The sequence below is a fragment of the Acidovorax sp. 94 genome (genome assembly GCF_003634645.1).
Lineage (GTDB): Bacteria > Pseudomonadota > Gammaproteobacteria > Burkholderiales > Burkholderiaceae_C > Acidovorax > Acidovorax facilis.
This window is the reverse complement of the sequence record NZ_RBJA01000001.1, coordinates 4,215,573-4,233,253: the sequence shown is the minus strand read 5'-3', so window position 1 is coordinate 4,233,253 and position 17,681 is coordinate 4,215,573. Positions and strand designations below refer to the sequence as shown.

Below are 17,681 nucleotides of genomic sequence, written 5' to 3'. Positions count from 1 at the left end.
GGGCTCCGAAGCCAGTGGGTATGCAGTGGATTGTTGGGAATCGGACGCCCGGCGAGAATGGCCTGGTTTGACAATTTCTTTCCATTTCTAGCCAAACTACCCCGCCACCATGCGCCGCACCACCGCACCACCTGCACCACCCTTGCGCCTGGCACTGTTGCTGTACCCCGGTTGCATGCCCGCAGGCCTCTTTGCCACCGCCGACCTGGCCCGCGCCGCCAACCTGCGCGCGCAGCGGCCGGTGATCACCACCTGCTGGGCCGGTGCAGACCTGCAGTCTGTGCCCACCTGGCAAGGCCCCGCCCTCACGCCCAGCGTCAGCCTGGTGCAGGCCGAGGTGGACGCGGTGCTGGTGCCAGGCCTGTGGCTGTCTTCGCCCGACGGACTGCAGGCGCCGCAGCAGCAACAGCACATCGCACCCGCCATCGCGGCACTGCGCGCCCTGCCCCGCCGCACCCAGGTGTGGAGCTATTGCGCGGGCGTAGCGCTGGCTGCGGCCAGCGGCCGGATGCGCGGGCGTGGCGCCACGGCCACCTGGTGGCTGCGGGCCCCGCTTCAACAGCAGTTTGGCGCGGTGCACTGGCGTTTTGACGAACCTTTGGTGGAAGACGGCCCCATCACCACCGCGGCAGGCGCCAACGGCTACCTGCCGCTGATGCTGCACGCACTGGCAACGCGGCTGGACGCTGAAGCCCTGGCAGATCTGCAGTCGCTGCTGATGCTGCCCCGCCCGCGCACCACCCACCCGGCGTTTGCGGGGCACGACCTCATGGCAGTGGCCGACGCCGAACTGCGGCGCGCGATGCTCTGGGTGCAGCGTTGCCCCGCCACCGCACTGCGCCTGCCCGCACTGGCCGAGGCGCTGGGCCTGTCGCCCCGCACGCTGGCGCGGCGGGTGCAGGCGCACACGGGGCTCTCTGCCGCGCACTGGATGCGGCGCATCAAGCTGCGGCAGGTGAGCGAGGCCCTGTGCGACACACCCCTGCCGCTCAAGCGCATTGCCGAGGACCTGGGGTTTGCCAGCGAGGCGGGCCTGCACCGCGCTTTTCAGCAGGCCACGGGGCAGACGCCGCTGGCCTACCGCATGGCGCACGGGTGAAGGTGCAGGGGCGGGTGCAGCCAGCGCACGGGATCGTTCACAAGGAGGATGCCGCCGAGCGCAAAGTTTGCGATCATGCCCCCGCTCCCTCTGCATCAACTCTTAGCACCACGACAGGACGAACACCCATGCCTGCTTCCACCTACACCGCTACCTGCCACTGCGGCGCCGTCGAAGTCGAGGCCACGCTGGACCTGGCCCAGCCCACCTACCGCTGCAACTGCAGCATCTGCCGCCGCACGCGCTTCTGGCCTTCCGTGGCACTGCCCGGGGGCTTTCGCATCACCCAGGGCGAAGGCGACCTCACGCGATACACCTTCGGCACCCACAAGAACCACCACTACTTCTGCCGCCACTGCGGCGTGCGCGTGTTCGGCCACGGCACCGACACACCGATGGGCGAAATGCACGGCGTGAACGTGGGATGTATCAATGGCCTGACCGACGAAGACCTTGCGCGCCTGGCCATCGTGCGGGTGGACGGGCTGCACGACCAGTGGCAGCAGGCACCTGCGCACAGCGGATATCTTTGAGGGCCCCGCAGTGTTCCAATAGCGCCACTGCCGCTGCCCTGCCTGGAGTCTCCATGCCTTTTCCGCTTGATCCGAGCAAGTCCTCTTTGATGCAGCGCCTGCTGCCCTGGCAGCCTGCGCCTGCAAAGCCTGCGACCGAAGAACGGCGCCGCGAGCCCCCACGGCACACCGTGTCACTGGAAGACTTCGATCCCGGCGCCAAACCCTTCTCGCTGGGCGACAAGGCCCAGGACAAGGCAGCCGTCGAAGACCTGGCGGTGGAACTGGACGGACTGCAGAACCTGTTCTACGCCGACAAGCGCTACAAGCTGCTCGTGGTGCTGCAAGGTACCGACACCTCGGGCAAGGACGGTACCATCCGTGGCGTGTTTGGCCGCATGAGCGCCCTGGGCGTACACGCTGTGGGCTGGAAGGCCCCCACCGAAACCGAGCGCGCACACGACTACCTCTGGCGCATCCACCAGCAGGTGCCGCAGGCGGGCGACATCACCGTGTTCAACCGCAGCCACTACGAGGACGTGCTGGTGCCCGTGGTCAACGGTTGGATCACGCCGGAGCAGCACCAGCAGCGTCTGGCGCACATCAACGACTTTGAACGCATGCTCAGCGAGACGGGCACCATCGTGCTCAAGTTTCTGCTGCACATCGGGTTTGATGAGCAGCGCGAGCGGCTGCAAGAGCGCCTGGATGACCCGGCCAAACACTGGAAGTTCAGCATGGGCGACATTGAAGTGCGCAAGCAGTGGGCGCAGTACCAAGATGCCTATGGCACCCTGCTCGCTGCCACCCACACGCCCTGGGCGCCCTGGACCATCGTGCCCGCCAACTCCAAGACGCACCGCAACCTGATGATCGCCACGGTGCTGCGCGAGGTGCTGCAGAAGCTGGACCTGCGCTACCCAGCTGGCGACCCCGCGCTGGCCGGCTTCACGGTGAAATGACCGCTCGTGCGGCGGTGCAGCACGCTGCCTTCTCGGCGTTTTCACTGGCCACATTTTTGTTGCAGTGCCGCATTGGGCGGTGTTTTCCCGTGGTTATGCATTAATTGCATAGCACCAAAACACTACGGCCTTAGACAGCGTGCAGCGGCAGGCATAAGCTTCGCAGCCTGAACTGATCCCACAAGGAATTCACCATGTCGCAACCCGTCGGCGCCCCTGCCGCACAATCCCACCCCCTGCCCTCGTACCTGCAGGCCGACCACCTCGGCCCCTGGGGCAACTACCTGCAGCAGGTAGACCGCGTCACCCCCTACCTGGGCAGCCTGGCGCGTTGGGTGGAAACCCTCAAGCGTCCCAAGCGCATCCTGATCGTGGACGTGCCGATCGAGCTGGACAACGGCACCATCGCCCACTACGAAGGCTACCGCGTGCAGCACAACCTGAGCCGGGGCCCCGGCAAGGGCGGCGTGCGTTTTCACCAGGACGTGACGCTGTCGGAAGTGATGGCCCTGTCGGCCTGGATGTCGGTGAAGAACGCTGCGGTGAACGTGCCCTACGGCGGCGCCAAGGGCGGTATCCGCGTGGACCCCAAGAAGCTCTCGATGGGTGAGCTGGAGCGCCTGACGCGCCGCTACACCAGCGAGATCGGCCTGCTGATCGGCCCGTCCAAGGACATCCCTGCGCCTGATGTGAACACCAACGGCCAGATCATGGCCTGGATGATGGACACGTATTCGATGAACACCGGCGCCACCGCCACCGGCGTGGTGACCGGCAAGCCCGTGGACCTGGGCGGCTCGCTGGGCCGCGTCGAGGCCACCGGCCGCGGCGTGTACACAGTGGGCGTGGAAGCCGCCAAGCTGACCGGCCTGGCGCTGGAAGGTGCCCGCATCGCAGTCCAAGGCTTTGGCAACGTGGGCGGCATTGCGGCCAAGCTGTTCGCCGAAGCAGGCGCCAAGGTGGTGGCTGTGCAAGATCACACCGGCACCATCTTCAACAGCAAGGGCCTCGATGTGCCCGCGCTGCTGGCGCATGTGAAGACCCGTGGCGGCGTGGGCGGCTTTGCCGGCGCCGATGTGATGAAGGCCGAGGAGTTCTGGGGCGTGGATTGCGAGATCCTGATCCCTGCTGCGCTGGAAGGCCAGATCACCAAGGACAACGCAGGCCAGATCAAGGCCAAGCTCGTGATTGAAGGCGCCAACGGCCCCACGACCACCGAGGCCGATGACATCCTGCACGACAAGGGCGTGCTGGTGCTGCCCGACGTGATCGCCAACGCGGGCGGTGTGACGGTGAGCTACTTTGAATGGGTGCAGGATTTCTCCAGCTTCTTCTGGAGCGAAGACGAGATCAACGCCCGCCTGGTGCGCATCATGCAGGAGGCCTTTGCGGGCATCTGGCAAGTGGCGCAAGAGCACAAGGTGAGCCTGCGCACCGCCACCTTCATCGTGGCCTGCCAGCGCATTCTCCATGCGCGCGAAATGCGCGGACTGTATCCGTAAGCCCCCCTGAGCGGCTGCGCCGCTTCCCCCGAGGGGGACGCACCCGGTGGCCTGGCGGAGCCAGTTCCACGGGTGCACTGGTGTGAGGGCTGCGCGCCCCGCAAAGGCCACGCCCATCCAGGCGGCGAGTCCCTTTCAAAACCGCCAGCACCGCGATCCGGTCCTGGCGGTTTTTGCTTTTCTCCGTGTTGGCACACATGCGCTGTGGCGCTGTGGCGCCGCAGCGACGGTGCCGGGATGCCGTGTGCCGTTGGCTGGTCCAAACCGACCGCACAGCCACGCCAGCAACAACAAGATACGTGCACATACAAATTGTGGCGGCTTGCAACCTGCGTACATGAAAGACTGGCTGGCCATGCCTTCTGTCGGAGACTTCCGTGGCCTTTCCATCCCTGCGCAGCCTGGTGGTGCGCTTTCTGCTCAGCCGCCTGCGCACGGCGCGGTCGGTGGCACGCCTGGCCTACCGCCGCCATGCCCACAAACCCGCGCTCATCGACCGGCGTGGCACCCTCACCTACGCACAGCTGCAAGAGCGCGTGCAGCGGCTGCAGGCCTGGATGCAGGCGCAGGGCGTGAAGAAGGGCGACGTTGTGTTCACCCTGCTGCCCGAGACCGGTGAACAGTACGAAGCCCGGCTCGCCACGTTCGAGAACGGCACCATCTTCGCGAGCTTTCACAAACACCTGCCGGCCGATGCGGCGCTGGCCACCATGGTCCGCGTCCGGCCGGCGGTGCTCATCCACGACCCGCTGCTGAGCGCGCCCATCCTCCAGGCCGTGCGCGAACAACTGCCAGGGATACACCTGCTGGCGCTGGGCGAAGACTACGAGCAGGCACTGGCGCAGCATGCGCCTGCCCCCGGCACGGCCGCGCTGCACGAAGACGATATCTTTGCGCTGCACATGACCTCGGGCACCACGGGGCTGCCCAAGTCCATCGGCTACAGCAACCGCAAGTACCTCGACAGCGTGCGGCTGATCTCCAAGTCCATCGATTTCCGCCCCCCCGCCAGCCGCCAGGATGTGAACATGCTGGGCCTGCCCCTCACCGGCCCTGGCTCGGGCCTGGTGCTGCCCACCCTGCTGGCGGGCGCCACGCTCGTGATGCCCGAAGACTTCAGCGCCGCCACGCTGGCCGCGCTGATCCAGAAGCACCGCGTCTCCCGCGCCTTTTTGTCGCCCTCGGCCATCATCGACCTGCTCGACGAGCCCACGCTGGGCCAGTACGACCTCTCGTCCCTTACGCACGTGCCCTATGGCTCCGAGATGATGCCGGCGCCCAAGATTGCCGAGGCCATCCGCCGTTTCGGGCCGATCTTCCAGCAAGGTTACGGCTGCCTGGAGGCGCTGCCGCCCATCACCTGGCTGCTGCCTCACCAGCATGTGGACGCGCAGGGCCAGCCACTGGGCAATGACATCCTCTCCACCGTGGGCCGGTTGATGCCCGGGGTGCAGGTGGTCATCCGCGACGAACAGTTTGCGCCCCTGCCTTTGGGCCAGATGGGCCTCATCACCGTGTTGACGCCGGTGCGTTTTGACGGCTACTGGCTCGACCCCGAAAAAACCCAGGAGACGCTGCGCGACGGCTGGGTGGTGATGGGCGATGTGGGCTATTTCGACGCGGCTGGCTACCTGCATGTGCTGGGCCGCAGCGCCGACCGCGTATTGCGCCACGGGCAGTGGCTCAACCCCCGCGAGGTGGAAGAGGTGGCGCACACCCACCCCGCCGTCAAGGAGGCCTGCCTGGTGCAGCACGGTGCCCGTGCTGTGCTGGTGCTGAGCCTGCGCCAGAGCTGGCGCACCGGGCATGACTGGCAAGCGCTGGAGCACGACATTGCCCAGTATCTGGCGCACAAGCTGCCCGCCGACCACCAGCCGGACGATGTACGCATCGTCGAAGAGATCCCGCGCAGCTTCCTCAACAAGATGCTGCGCCGCGAGGTGCGCCTGATGCTGGAGGCCGCCCCGCCCCGCATGGCCCCTGCCCCCACCACCGCGAGCCCGACGGCGTCTCTTTCGGCCGCGCATCCATGACGGCCCCAGCCACCCGGCTCTCGCTGGGCACCAAGCTGGGCTATGCCACCGGCAATGTCGGCCTGCAGATGCAGATTGCCGCCATGAACTTCATGCTCATGATCTTCTACACCGACGTGGCCCTGGTGGCGCCTGCCGTGGCTGGCGCGGCGCTGCTGGTGGGCAAGGTGTGGGACACCATCAACGACCCGCTGTTTGGCTGGATGACCGACCGCACCCGCTCGCGCCTTGGCCGCCACCGGGTCTATCTGATCTATGGTGCGGCTCCGCTCGCCATCGCAGCAGCAGCGGTGTGGATGGTGCCCCCGGGCCTCAGCCCGTGGGCCGCGTTCCTGTGGATCGCCCTGACCTACACCGTGTTCGACACGCTCATGACCCTGGTGCAGCTGCCCTACCAGGCCATGGCCGCCAACATGACCCGCGACTACGACGAGCGCACCAGCCTCACAGCCTACGCGTCGATGGGCGCCCTGCTGGGGTTTTTTGCGGGCAGCGTGTTCATGCCGATGCTGGTCCGGGCAGCGCCGGACGCCCGCACGGGCTATGCGCTGGCGGGCTCGTGTTTCGGGCTGGTCGCGGGCGTAGCCGTCGCCGTGGTGGCCTGGCGCGTGCGCGAACCGGCAGAAAGTGTGGCGGAACAGGCGGTGCGGCCTGTGGATGCCGATACCCCCGCAATGTGGGAGTCGGTGCGCGAGACCTTGCGGACCACGCTGCACAACCGCCCCTTCCTGATGCTGATGGGCGCTGCAACGCTGGTGCGCCTGGGCCTCACGCTCGTGCAGGCCTCGCTCGCGTATTTCGTGATCTACCAGCTGCAGGGCGACAAGGGCGACCTGCCGCGCTTCATGGGCACCCTGCTGGGCGTGGTGGGCCTCTCGTTGTTCATGTGGAAGCGCGTGGTGGACCGCTGGGAAAAGAACCTGGCCTACATCCTGGGCCTGGTGTTCTGCGCGGCCGGGCTGGTGGCGCTGTACTGGGTGGGCCCGGGTGACCAGCGCCTGGTCACCGCCATTTTGGTGGTGGTCGGTATCGGCATGGGAGCCCACTGGATCGTGCCTTTTGCCATGGTGCCCGACACCATCGATCACGGCCACATGCAAACGGGCGAACGCAAGACCGGCATGTACTACGGCCTGTACGGCCTGATGGACAAGCTGGCACGCACGCTGGCCACCGTGCTGGTGGCTGGCATGCTGGACGTGACGGGCTATGTGCCCAACGTGGCGCAGTCCGCCACGGCGCTGCAGGGCATCACGCTGATGACGGGCATCCTGCCGGCGGTGTGCCTGGTGCTGGCCATTCCGCTGCTGGTGGCCTATCCGATCACCCGGTCACGCCACGCAGACATACTGGAGCGCAGTGGCAGGCACTGAGCCCCGGCAATCGCCCCGCCCTACACGGCCTGTTGCGGGCAGTGGGTCGCCAGGTCATTCCAGCCAGCGTACGTTCAGCAGAATCTCGTCGAAGAAACTGCGCAAGGTGACTGCAGACATGCTGTAGGGATCGAAATCTGCAGTCCCTGAGTATTTCAGGAACAGCTGGCGATTGGATTCGAGTGACGCAATCAGCCCCATCGACCAACCGGTGAAGCGCCGGCAAGGAATTTCGCTCATGTCCAGGACCGCCGTGTCGCGGTGGCGGCCGTCTTTCAGCAAGCGGTGGTACAGCGCGTTGACGGCAGCCCGGTCACCTTCGAGCAGCTGCAGAAAGATGCCGTTGTTCAGGCACAGGGCGCCCGTGATCCCGGTGCGGGTGTTGTTGCGCTGCGAGGCCCCCAAAATGTCCTTCACGTCTGCAGGCCCCAGCACACGCGAAGAACGGCTCGCGTAGATCAGTTGTATCAACATGTGTGTCTCCAATACGCCGAGTGTGTCAGCGCTGGCCTTGCCCGGTGGCCCGCTCGGAAAAAACCCCTCAAAACCCATCGCCGAATCCGCCCGAAGGGACTTCAAACGGACTTCGAATACCCGGGATGGGGCATGGGTGGAGGGTCTTTGCGCGCAAGAGCACCGCAGCCAGAGGGGATCGTGTAACTTTCGGTAGCTCAACTCGGTACCCGGTACGACACCCATGACGGAATTGCCGCCTCCCCTGCCTGCCGACGACGCCCGGATACAGGCGGCGCTCACCGACACGCTGCGGTTGGCTGCGGTGCGCGAAACCGGCTTGCTCGACAGCATCGCCGAAGAGAGCTTTGACCGATTGACCCGGCTGGCCTCCACGATCACTGGCGCTCCCGTCACCTTCATCTCGCTGCTCGACGCGCACCGCGACTTCTACAAAAGCACATTTGGCATGGGCGAGCCTTTGAGCACGCTGCGACAGCTCACCGGGCGGACGTTCTGCCACTACTCCATGGTGTCTGACGGGCCCCTGGTGCTGGAAGATGCCACGCAGTTGCCCGTGTTCCGCGACGTGCCCACCGTGGCATCGCTGGGGGTGCGCGCCTACGCAGGCATCCCCCTGAAAACCGAAGCGGGCGAGGTTCTGGGCAGCTTTTGTGCGGTGGATTTCAAGGCCAAGCAGTGGACGGAAAAGGACATCGAAATCCTGGTCGAACTGGCCCACTCCACGATGCGCGAGATCCGGCTGCGCCGGGCATTGCGCGACGCCGAGGTGCTCAACCAGCAGCTGGTCGAACAAATCCAGAAGGTGGACGCACTGAACCTGGCGCTCAACGAGCTGGCCCGGACCGACCCGCTCACCGGCCTGCGCAACCGGCGCGCATTTGACGACAGCCTGGAGCTGGAACTGGCCGTGGTGGAGCGCACGCAGTCGCCCCTGAGCCTGCTCATGCTGGACGTGGACCATTTCAAGCAGATCAACGACAACTTCGGCCACGAGGCTGGCGACAAGGTGCTGCGGTCCATCGCGCAGGTGCTCAGTGGCTGCGTCAGGATCATCGACATCGTGGCCCGGGTGGGCGGCGAGGAGTTTGCCGTGATCCTGCCCCACACCGATGCACAGGGCGCCCACGAAGTTGCCCAGCGCATGCGTGTTGCGGTGGCCCAGGCGGGCTGGCTGAGCCAGCCCACCACCATCAGCATTGGTGCGGCCAGCTTGCGGGATGCAGAGAGCGCGTGCAGCCTCTTTGCACGGGCGGACGCAGCGCTGTACGCCGCCAAGAAATCCGGGCGAAACCGCGTGGTGACGGCGTGAACCGCCTGAGGGCGTTCAGCGCGATACGCTGCCGTACGCTGAAGCGTCCACCGTGGCCACCGAACGAAAAGCCGGCTTGGCAAACAGATAGCCTTGCATCAGGTGTATCCCCACATCGAACAGAAAGTCACGCTCGGCCGGTGTCTCGATGCCTTCGGCCACGACCTTGATGTCCATTTCCTCGCACAGCCGCACCAGACTGCGCACGATGGCCTGGCGGGCGCGGTTGGCATCCACGTTGCGGATCAGGTCCATGTCGATCTTGATGATGTCGGGCTGAAAATCCGACAGCAGCTTCATGCCCGCATAGCCTGCACCGAAGTCGTCAATGGCGGTCTGGAAACCGCAGCGCTTGTACTCGCGCAGGATCTGGGCAAACCAGGGGCCGTCTTCAATGCGCTCGCCCTCGGTCACCTCAAAGATGATCTGAGAGAGCGGAAAACCGTTTGCCCTGGCAGCCTCCAGGGTCGTGCGGATGCACACCTCAGGTTTGTAGATCGCATTGGGCAGAAAGTTGATCGACACCGGCTGCGCCATCCCCAGCTCTGCTGCGCCCTTGATGGCCTTGACCCGGCAGGCCTGGTCGAAGCGGTAGCGGTTGTGGTCGTTGACCTGCGCCAACACGGTCATCGCGCCCTCGCCACCCGGCCCCCTCACCAGTGCTTCGTGCGCAAAGACCACTCGGCGCTCCACGTCCACGATGGGCTGGTACGCGTAGTCAAACTGAAACCCCAGCCCGACGGCCTTGCCGCAATCCTCGCAGTCCTTCGGAGTGCCGCCCAACGGGACGAAATCGACGGGGAAAGAGGCATTGGACGGGGAGAGGGGAAGCACGCGCATGGCCAGAATTCTCCGTTCGATTCGCCAAACAAGGGGGTTGGGCTGGATTTGACCTCACACAGGCCATTGCTTGCAAATGGCCTGTGTGCAATGAGCCTGACTGGCGCCCGGATTGCCATCAAGCGCTGGACGCCGGGCCCACCGGATCGGGCGGCAGCACGCCGCGCATTGCCAGGCAAAACGGCTGCACACATTCAGCCCGCGCGGCATAGGGGCAGCCCACCGTTTCGCACAGGCCGGATGCGCCATTGCGCGCACGCTCATCCTCACGCGGCACCTGGCCGCTGGCCTGGAGCACGGCCATCTGCGTCCACGGGTCCAGACGGCCCGTAGCCTGCTGGAGCATGTCGCGGCCGTACACCGTGGCGGCCAGTTGCGGCTGCAAGTCCAGCACCAGCAGCGCACTGGTGCGCGGTGCGGCGGCGTCCATGCCCTGCAACACCAAAGCCATCACGCCCGACTGCAGCGGCTGGCCGCCCCCGGCAAACGGCACCTGCAGCGCGGCGCCTGCAGCACTGGCGTTTGCGCTGGCCTGTGCTGCGGCTGCACCGGTCGCTGGCGACGCCTGCGTCGCCAGCCATGGCACCGGTGCACGCAAGGTCAGCGCCAGCCCGCGCGGCCCCTCGGGTGTCAACACCACCCCCTGACGTACCAGCCAGGTCTGCAGCGGCGGCTGGTCGGCATCCAGCGCCCCACTCTCCAGCGCCTGCGCCATGCCGATGGGCCAGGGCTGCGCGGCCACTACGCGCTGCGGCACCCCGGCCTGGGCCGTGACCTGCGCCACGAGCGCGCTCACCAAACGCAGCAGCGGCGCACCCAGCCCCGTGGCAGGCCAGTCAACGCCTGACAACGATGCCGCCGAAGGGGTGGACACGGCGGGTGCCGACGTTGGCGCCCCCACGGGAAGTGGGGGCGGCGCCAGCGGCAGTAACGGCCCACGCGGCGCAGGTCCCGCCTTCACCCCTGAAGCGGCAGCATGGCCCGCTACTTCGCGCCGTGGGTCAAAACCCGCGCCCAACTGCTCGCGCGCCTGGGCTGAAATGCTGGCCTTGTCGGCCGGTGCGGGCAAAGGCCCAGCGGGGGGGCTGGGCGAGGTGGTTGTGGGCGGCGGCGCGCTCGGGTCGGCCGTGGGCAGCGGTGCGGGCGCAGGCGTGGGTTTGTCCAGCCCCAGCAGTGCGCTCTGCCGCTGCAGCGCCGCCTCGGCCAGAAACTGGGCCACGGGCGGAAGCGCGTTGCGGGAGGGGTCGATGGGGAGGGACATACCGTACGTGCAAAGGGATGCCCGATTCTGTAGCGATTCCGCCAGTGTGAACAGGGCGCGCTGCCCACAGTGCGGCAGCTCATTAATGCGCTATTAAATAGATAGCATAAAATACAATACAGTAAAACGCCAGCGGCCTATTTGATTCAAAATCTTATCGCCCCGCCTGCCTGCCCGACGCCAGCACCCCGTGGTTCCAAACCCCGCCATGCCCCAGCACCCCACCCTCCGGTTATCCGACAACACGCCAGGCCCCAGACCAGCGCCTCACCGCTGGGTCGCACCCGCCCTGCTGGGCGCGGTGGCGGGATTTCTGCTGTTCAGCGCGTGGATCTTTGCACCGGGCTGGGAGCGCGCATTCCGCTCCGACAACTCGCCCGCATCGTGGCTATCGAGTGCGCTGCTGCTCACGCTGTGCGTCACCGCGCTGCGCCTCACGGCCGAACGCTGTCTGCCCTGGCGGCTGGGTGTGTGGCTGGTGCTGGCCTTTGGCGCGCTGGCGCTGGACGAACAGTTCATGCTGCACGAGCTGTGGAAGTTCCGCTGCCACGAATGGATGGATGCATGCCGCTGGAGCGCCGTGCGCGAGGTGCCGATGCTGGCGGTGCCCTTGGTGGGTTTGGTCACGCTGGCCCGGCTGCACTGGGCACTGTCGCACCGCAGCACCCGCTGCCTGCTGTGGGCAGGGTTTGCCGTGGGGCTAGCGGCCATTGCGGTGGACCAATGGCCCGCGGTTCAGCCGTATTGGCCCTGGTTACCAGAGGTTCCGGAGTTGCTGGCTACGCTGGAAGAAGCGTTGGAGGTGATGGCGGAGGCACTGGTCCTGGGAGCGTTGTTGCGGCAACCGGCGGTCACCAGGACAAGCCAAACGACGGCAGCTGTCTAACCGGAATCTGTATGCGAATTTCCACCTTCCCGTACGCGCATCGGATACTTTGCATGCGAGCGGTTCGTGCCAAGGCAACGGTCGCTCTGCCCCGTTGTCGGCCGCACATAGCTGCATTGCGTACGTTTTTCTTCAACACAGGAACGTCGATGGCACGTGCTCTTTTCCTATCTATCGCTGCTTTATTTCTCGTAGCAGGGTGCGAAAACGCTGATAGTTTGCGCATTGAGGAAACACGAAGCAAATTAGTCGGTACTTGGCTGAGGGACGATGGTACGGACGGGGAAAAGTCGCTCCGATTGCTCCATCTAGGCGCCGATGGCAAATTCGTCGACAGCATTTCAATGTCAAATTCAGAGGGCCGCATAGAGCGCACTGAGCTTTCTGGCGAATGGTCTTATGACGGGAAAAGCCTCAAACGCCGATTTCTGCAGGAGAACGGACGTCAATTTTCTGGCGGACGAATGCGGTACGCCACTTTTACGCTCGTCTCTGCGGAAACATCGGAGTTCGTGGTGAACGACAACATCGTTGGCCGCGAAGTCAGATATCGCAGGACTTTCGAGGGAGCGCAAAAATGAGTCGAGGCACCCACACACCTCGCTCAGCCATCAAGTGCACTCCTCATCCACCCAGTGCCCCGCCCGGAACCACTGGCCACCGATATTGAGGTACCAGCGCCATTCAAAGATCGGCTCGAAGCTCATGCCGCCGGGCGAAGGGGTGTCGATGCGCAGGATGTCCGCCACGCCGTCACGGTCCAGGTCGATCTCGTGCACCAGCACGGCAGTGCTCTTGCGCTGGGGCTTGTCCCGGATGGGCGGGTCGGCGGGCTGCATCCAGCTCGTGGAATATCGCCGGGTCTTCACCTTCACCGCATCAGGCGGCAGCTTTCCGGGCAGCACCAGGCGGGTCAGCACCTCGGCACTGTCGGACAGCCTGGCATAGCCGCGTACGGGCTGGGCTTCTTCGCCAGGGTCGTTGAACCCGCGGCCGGGGTAGTGGCCGCCGCAGTAATGGTCTTCGTTGCTGATGTCCCAATAGCGCTGGCGCACGGTGTGGGCCCCCACCAGGCCCTGGTGGGTGATGGCATAGAGGGTCAGCGCAGGGGCAAAGGCCTGGTCGGCAGAGCCCACGTCCCAGAAGCCGGTGATGTATTCGATTTCAGGCCCATTGTGGCGGTTGAACCGGCCCACGGGCGCCCCGGTAGGAATGACGCTGATGCGGGCGCCCGCCACGGCGGCCAGACCGTCGGCATCGGTCTCGTGCAGCAGGGCCACGCTGGTGTGGCTGCGAAAGTACGACGGGGCAATCGTCGGCAAGGTCGGCTTGGCGGCCAAAGGGGCCACGGCGGGGATGTGGTCCACGGCGCGGGTGGCCAGCTTCAGGTCGTCCAGCGGGTTGACGGGGCGGCCCCGGTCGATCTCCTGCTCGGGCCGCAGCACCACGCCAGCGCGCATGAGCTTCTTGGCAGCTTCCCACTCAGCTCGGGTGGGGTACTGCACCGGCATTTCATGCGCGTGGCTCTTGACCAGCGCAGGCAGTTGCAGGGCTGGCGGACGCGGCAGAGCGTTGCCGTAGGCGCGCAGGCGGTTGGGTGACGGCGCCACCCAGAAGGCACGGGCCGCGTCCTTGCCCGCCTGGGCCAGGGTGAGGGGCTGGTCGGCCAGCAAATTGCAGGCGATGTGAGCCTGGAGCGGCTCTGCCAGCGGGGTCCCCAGGCGGGCATCGCCCGCATAGAGCACTGCACACCAGCCGTCGCGCTCGGTGAGCTGTTGCAGCACGGTGTTGGCGGGTACTTGGGCGACGATGCGGGCCTGGGATTGAGCCGACTCGCGCAGGTTGACCCACGAGCCTTGCACATAGCGCTGCTTGGCGGGTGCTACAGCCGGGGCCTGGGCCCACGCGCTGGCGCCCGTCAGCGCGGCAACCGCCGCAGCCGCTATGGCGACCGCTAACGCGGCGGGAACTCGGAAGCGTTGCTGGGCTTTCGATGTCGTGCTCATGTGTGTTGACTCCCTTCGCGATGGGCGTGAGTATCGCCCGCCCGAGAGACCCACTCCGGTCGAGCCCTTCGGCCTGTCTGAAGCACACAGCCCCCGAACCCACACTCAAGGCAACGACTTCACACCCTCAAAAGCCGCATTCAAGGCAGCCTCAGCCCCCAGGAGCCGCTGCCGCGCTTCGCCCGACCACACGCGGTCTTTGGCCAGGGTGTCCTTGGCAACGGTCGCCATGCGCGTGACCTCCTGCGGCTGCGGCCCGCCTGTGCCGGTGCGTGTGGTCACCATGTCTGCGGGCGACAAAGCGCGGCGGAATGCGGCTTCACCCAGCGGCAGACGCTGGTCCTTGAGGTCGTATTTCTTGCCCGCTTCGCGGTAGATGCGCACGGCTTCGGCGTACGGAAAATCCTTGGGGCGAATGTTGCGCTCCTTGGCAAACAGCACCACATCCGACGCAAAGTGGTGCCCCACCCGGAACGGCACGCCATGGCTGCGTTGCAGCGCTTCGGCCAGCTCCATCGAGGTGGTCCACTCGGATTCGAGTTCGTCCAACGCGCGTGCGGGGTCGATGCGCAATGAGTCCAGCACATCGGCAAACTGCTGCAGCATCTCCACGCCCTGCACAAAGGTCTTGGCGCTGGCCGGGCTCCAGGTGTTCTTGTAGTCGATCATGCCGGGCGTGACGTTATGCGCCCGCCACAGCGACGCCTGGGCTGAGGCCACCACATCGCTGGCCTTGGCCCGCGTGTTCTGGATGATGCCGGGGTTGGCCTTTTGCGGCATGGCGCTGCTGGTGTAGGTCTTGCCGCTGGCCAGCAGCAGCCAAGGCCGCGTCTGGTGGTACTGGGTGTGCACATCCTGCATGAAGGCCCCCACGCGGATGGCGGTGGAGCCGGCGATGGACGTGGCTTCGATGGGGATGTCGTAGGTGCTGATCTGCCCTGCATCCAGCGAATTCACGATGAGACCGTCGAACCCCAGCAACTGCGCCAGGCGCTCCCGATTGATCCCCCAGCTGGAGTTGGACAGCACCGCCGTGCCCATGGGGCTGAGGTTGATGCGGGCGTAGGCCTCGCGAATGCGCGCCGAGTCGCGCGCGAACGAGTCGGCCCAGGCCATGAGGTAGTGCCCGTAGCTGATGGGCATAGCCTGCACGCCGTTGGTGTAGGCGGGCACATAGGTGGCTGTGTGTGCCTGCGCCGTGGTGATGAGCCGTGCGCGCACCTGGTCCAGCGCATCGGCAAAGTCCAGCATTTCCAGACGCAACTGCGCGGCATTCAGGGTGGAGTGGATGTCCTGGCGGCTGCGCCCGGTGTGGATCAGCGTTGCCTCGGGGCCCACGGCGTCCGTGATGATCTTCTCGACCTGCAGCACATCGGTGGGGCGCTTGCCACCCGGCGTAGCGGCCTGGGTGATCGAATGCTCCACACCACGCGCGATGCGACCCGCCTGGGCCTTGGGGATGATGCCCTGCTCGGCATTCACCACCGTCGATGCCATGTTGATGCGACCGAACCAGTAGAACGTGTCTTGCGACTTGGACAGCGCGCTGGTGGCGTCCCCTTTGACCACCCCCTGGATCTTGGCCACCTGCGCCTGGCACTCGGCCGTGGTCTTGCACGCGGTGTCGAGGGTATCGGCGGCGTTGGCCTGGCCCATGGCGAAGATGGCCGCCATCACCGGGGCGATGAGGAAACGGGACGGGCGCGAAGTGTTCTCGCCCAAGGTGGGGCGCTGCAATGACGGCATGAAGTTTTGTCTCCTGAGTTCCTGCGCACTGGCTTGCACACGGTGCGGGAATAAGATTCGTTAGTTGAATGACCCCAGGGCAGGCTCGCGCCCAACCGAAGGCAAGCGATGGTTGCACAGCAGGCAACACAGGGCCAATGCTTCTTTTTCAACATGATTCAAATTTTGAATACCCCATGCCAGACCTGACGCCATCCGTCCTGTTCAATCGCATCCTGGGCCGTGTGCGCCTCAAGCACCTGCAGTTGGCGATTGCGATTGCCGATTTGCAAAGCCTGCACCGCGCGGCCTCTGCCATTGGCCTGAGCCAGCCCGCAGCGACCCATGCGCTGGCGGAGCTGGAGAGTTCTATGGGCGGCGCCCTCTTTGAAAGGCACGCCAAGGGCATGCGCCTGACCCGCCTGGGTGAGACGGTCCTACCGCTGCTGCGCGCTTCGCTGGTGCCCCTGCAAGCGGCTGCTGGCAACGCGGCGCTGATGCAGCAAGGTGCCGCATCCGCGCTGATCCGCATCGGCAGCATCGCGGCGGGCATCCACGGGGTACTGACGCAGGCGATCCCGGCCTACTGCGCCTTGCACCCAGACGCCGCCATTGATGTCCACGAAGTCACCATCGACAACCTGCTGGAGAGCATCCAGGAAGGAACCCTGGACCTGGCGATCTGCCGCGAACCGACCCCGCTGCCGCAGGGGTTCGAGTTTCACGCCGCGCTGCCGGATGAATTCGTCATCGCTTGCCGCCCTGAGCACCCTTTGGCGCAACAGGCAATCGTCACGTCCGCCGAGCTGCTGTCACAACGCTGGCTGAGCCCACCACTCACAGGGCTGGGCCCACAACAGGTGGATAGCCTGTTCGACGATTTAGGCGGGGTGCCGGAACTGTGTCGCGTGTCGAGCCGCTCGACGGAAATCATCTACGCCATGCTGGCGGACAGCGACATGCTCGTCTGCGTGCCAGCGAGCCTTGTGCGGCCCTTGGTGCGGCGCAAAAATCTGGCCGTCTTGTCGTGGAAACCCCAGGACGTGGGCCCTCTGGGTGTGTTGGTGAAAGCGGCGGTGTGGGCGGATAGCTCACATCCCTGTCGTGCTTTCATCGAGCATGTGCTCGGTGTGCGCGGTGTGCTTGACGTGTTGACCATCGGCAAAGAGCCCGAGCCTGGCGCGATGTGCCCCGGTTGAACACGGGCAGGCTATTGCACGCCAGGGCAATTACTTCTATTTTGATAGCAACAAATCCAATACAGTAAAGCGCTATCAGGCAATTTACCAAAAACCCGCCCCCCCAGAAGCCCGACCCCACCACCGCGCCACCTTGTGGCGCCCTCACCATGCCATCGTCTACCCCGTTGAACCTACCCGCCAAGATTTCGATCGCCGCGCTCGCGGTGCTGGGTCTGCTGGGCGGATCGCTGATCGTGGCCCACGCAGGCTTTGCGACATCACCACGGCGCGGCGGGCCGTCCACCTTCGTACCGGCGCCCGAGGCCTACATCCTGTCTGCGGTGATGTATGCGATGTCATTCCTTGCGCTCTGGGTCTTGCTGCGAGACCGCCAAGCATCCAAGGCCACCACCCTGGCGGCAATGGGCGCCTACGGTGTCATGGCCTGGGCCACGGTGCATGTGATAGCCGCCTGGTAGGCCGTCCAATCTGCTCACACAACGGCAGCAGCCAAC

The 17,681-nt window shown here is 65.6% G+C and carries 16 protein-coding genes; 11 read left to right on the top strand and 5 right to left on the bottom strand.

Annotated elements, in window-relative coordinates; all coding sequences use genetic code 11:
• The first annotated feature begins 109 nt into the window (after positions 1-109).
• The 6 genes from C8C94_RS19475 (at position 110) to C8C94_RS19450 (ending at position 7,481) form a co-directional block, all read left to right on the top strand.
• Positions 110-1,099: a GlxA family transcriptional regulator gene (locus C8C94_RS19475; protein ID WP_121421881.1), complete on the top strand. Its 990-nt coding sequence runs from the start codon at positions 110-112 to the stop codon at positions 1,097-1,099.
• Positions 1,100-1,227: 128 nt separating this feature from the next.
• A complete protein-coding gene (locus C8C94_RS19470) occupies positions 1,228-1,632 on the top strand; it encodes a GFA family protein (RefSeq protein WP_121421880.1) in 405 nt (134 codons plus the stop codon).
• A 53-nt stretch (positions 1,633-1,685) separates the two neighbouring features.
• Positions 1,686-2,573, top strand: a complete 888-nt coding sequence (locus C8C94_RS19465; RefSeq protein WP_121421879.1) for a PPK2 family polyphosphate kinase — start codon at positions 1,686-1,688, stop codon at positions 2,571-2,573.
• Between the two features lie 194 nt (positions 2,574-2,767).
• Positions 2,768-4,075: a Glu/Leu/Phe/Val dehydrogenase gene (locus C8C94_RS19460; RefSeq protein ID WP_055398770.1), complete on the top strand. Its 1,308-nt coding sequence runs from the start codon at positions 2,768-2,770 to the stop codon at positions 4,073-4,075.
• A 377-nt stretch (positions 4,076-4,452) separates the two neighbouring features.
• Positions 4,453-6,108 carry a class I adenylate-forming enzyme family protein gene (locus C8C94_RS19455; protein WP_121421878.1) on the top strand — a complete coding sequence of 552 codons (1,656 nt, stop codon included), beginning with the start codon at positions 4,453-4,455 and terminating at the stop codon, positions 6,106-6,108.
• Positions 6,105-7,481 (top strand): MFS transporter, encoded by a 1,377-nt coding sequence (locus C8C94_RS19450; RefSeq protein ID WP_121421877.1) that lies wholly within the window; start codon positions 6,105-6,107, stop codon positions 7,479-7,481. Before C8C94_RS19455 ends, C8C94_RS19450 begins: the two co-directional genes overlap by 4 nt.
• A 54-nt stretch (positions 7,482-7,535) precedes the next feature.
• Here C8C94_RS19450 and C8C94_RS19445 read toward each other — a convergent pair whose 3' ends face one another.
• A complete protein-coding gene (locus C8C94_RS19445) occupies positions 7,536-7,955 on the bottom strand; it encodes a BLUF domain-containing protein (protein ID WP_121422988.1) in 420 nt (139 codons plus the stop codon).
• Positions 7,956-8,178: 223 nt separating this feature from the next.
• Between C8C94_RS19445 and C8C94_RS19440 the strand changes: the two genes are divergently transcribed.
• The gene (locus tag C8C94_RS19440) at positions 8,179-9,267 is read left to right on the top strand and encodes a sensor domain-containing diguanylate cyclase (protein ID WP_055398778.1); all 1,089 of its coding nucleotides are present in this window, start codon (positions 8,179-8,181) and stop codon (positions 9,265-9,267) included.
• A 15-nt stretch (positions 9,268-9,282) separates the two neighbouring features.
• Here the strand turns inward: C8C94_RS19440 and C8C94_RS19435 are convergent, their stop codons facing one another.
• The gene (locus C8C94_RS19435; protein ID WP_121421876.1) at positions 9,283-10,107 is read right to left on the bottom strand and encodes an EAL domain-containing protein; all 825 of its coding nucleotides are present in this window, start codon (positions 10,105-10,107) and stop codon (positions 9,283-9,285) included.
• A gap of 118 nt (positions 10,108-10,225) precedes the next feature.
• On the bottom strand, positions 10,226-11,368 hold the full coding sequence (locus tag C8C94_RS19430; RefSeq protein WP_121421875.1) for a hypothetical protein: 1,143 nt from the start codon (positions 11,366-11,368) through the stop codon (positions 10,226-10,228).
• Between the two features lie 208 nt (positions 11,369-11,576).
• Between C8C94_RS19430 and C8C94_RS19425 the strand changes: the two genes are divergently transcribed.
• Positions 11,577-12,254 carry a DUF1109 family protein gene (locus tag C8C94_RS19425; RefSeq protein ID WP_121421874.1) on the top strand — a complete coding sequence of 226 codons (678 nt, stop codon included), beginning with the start codon at positions 11,577-11,579 and terminating at the stop codon, positions 12,252-12,254.
• A gap of 149 nt (positions 12,255-12,403) precedes the next feature.
• Complete coding sequence (locus tag C8C94_RS25500; RefSeq protein ID WP_147433286.1) at positions 12,404-12,835, top strand: hypothetical protein; 432 nt, start codon at positions 12,404-12,406, stop codon at positions 12,833-12,835.
• A 30-nt stretch (positions 12,836-12,865) separates the two neighbouring features.
• Here the strand turns inward: C8C94_RS25500 and C8C94_RS19420 are convergent, their stop codons facing one another.
• Both C8C94_RS19420 and C8C94_RS19415 read right to left on the bottom strand, forming a co-directional pair.
• Positions 12,866-14,260 carry an SH3 domain-containing protein gene (locus C8C94_RS19420; RefSeq protein ID WP_121421873.1) on the bottom strand — a complete coding sequence of 465 codons (1,395 nt, stop codon included), beginning with the start codon at positions 14,258-14,260 and terminating at the stop codon, positions 12,866-12,868.
• 105 nt (positions 14,261-14,365) lie between these two features.
• The gene (locus C8C94_RS19415) at positions 14,366-16,006 is read right to left on the bottom strand and encodes an argininosuccinate lyase (RefSeq protein ID WP_121422987.1); all 1,641 of its coding nucleotides are present in this window, start codon (positions 16,004-16,006) and stop codon (positions 14,366-14,368) included.
• A gap of 176 nt (positions 16,007-16,182) precedes the next feature.
• Here C8C94_RS19415 and C8C94_RS19410 point away from each other — a divergent pair, with 176 nt between their 5' ends.
• A complete protein-coding gene (locus C8C94_RS19410; protein WP_199731301.1) occupies positions 16,183-17,184 on the top strand; it encodes a LysR family transcriptional regulator in 1,002 nt (333 codons plus the stop codon).
• A gap of 149 nt (positions 17,185-17,333) precedes the next feature.
• Positions 17,334-17,645: a hypothetical protein gene (locus tag C8C94_RS19405; RefSeq protein ID WP_147433285.1), complete on the top strand. Its 312-nt coding sequence runs from the start codon at positions 17,334-17,336 to the stop codon at positions 17,643-17,645.
• Positions 17,646-17,681: the final 36 nt, after the last annotated feature.

What these genes read in the sequence shown, in the direction of transcription:
- C8C94_RS19460 (WP_055398770.1), top strand. Translation starts at nt 2,768, where the DNA reads ATGTCGCAACCCGTCGGCGCCCCTGCCGCACAATCCCACCCCCTGCCC.
- C8C94_RS19405 (WP_147433285.1), top strand. Translation starts at nt 17,334, where the DNA reads ATGCCATCGTCTACCCCGTTGAACCTACCCGCCAAGATTTCGATCGCC.
- C8C94_RS19465 (WP_121421879.1), top strand. Translation starts at nt 1,686, where the DNA reads ATGCCTTTTCCGCTTGATCCGAGCAAGTCCTCTTTGATGCAGCGCCTG.
- C8C94_RS19415 (WP_121422987.1), bottom strand. Translation starts at nt 16,006, where the DNA reads ATGCCGTCATTGCAGCGCCCCACCTTGGGCGAGAACACTTCGCGCCCG.
- C8C94_RS19450 (WP_121421877.1), top strand. Translation starts at nt 6,105, where the DNA reads ATGACGGCCCCAGCCACCCGGCTCTCGCTGGGCACCAAGCTGGGCTAT.
- C8C94_RS25500 (WP_147433286.1), top strand. Translation starts at nt 12,404, where the DNA reads ATGGCACGTGCTCTTTTCCTATCTATCGCTGCTTTATTTCTCGTAGCA.
- C8C94_RS19440 (WP_055398778.1), top strand. Translation starts at nt 8,179, where the DNA reads ATGACGGAATTGCCGCCTCCCCTGCCTGCCGACGACGCCCGGATACAG.
- C8C94_RS19410 (WP_199731301.1), top strand. Translation starts at nt 16,183, where the DNA reads ATGCCAGACCTGACGCCATCCGTCCTGTTCAATCGCATCCTGGGCCGT.
- C8C94_RS19435 (WP_121421876.1), bottom strand. Translation starts at nt 10,107, where the DNA reads ATGCGCGTGCTTCCCCTCTCCCCGTCCAATGCCTCTTTCCCCGTCGAT.
- C8C94_RS19420 (WP_121421873.1), bottom strand. Translation starts at nt 14,260, where the DNA reads ATGAGCACGACATCGAAAGCCCAGCAACGCTTCCGAGTTCCCGCCGCG.
- C8C94_RS19445 (WP_121422988.1), bottom strand. Translation starts at nt 7,955, where the DNA reads ATGTTGATACAACTGATCTACGCGAGCCGTTCTTCGCGTGTGCTGGGG.
- C8C94_RS19430 (WP_121421875.1), bottom strand. Translation starts at nt 11,368, where the DNA reads ATGTCCCTCCCCATCGACCCCTCCCGCAACGCGCTTCCGCCCGTGGCC.
- C8C94_RS19475 (WP_121421881.1), top strand. Translation starts at nt 110, where the DNA reads ATGCGCCGCACCACCGCACCACCTGCACCACCCTTGCGCCTGGCACTG.
- C8C94_RS19425 (WP_121421874.1), top strand. Translation starts at nt 11,577, where the DNA reads ATGCCCCAGCACCCCACCCTCCGGTTATCCGACAACACGCCAGGCCCC.
- C8C94_RS19470 (WP_121421880.1), top strand. Translation starts at nt 1,228, where the DNA reads ATGCCTGCTTCCACCTACACCGCTACCTGCCACTGCGGCGCCGTCGAA.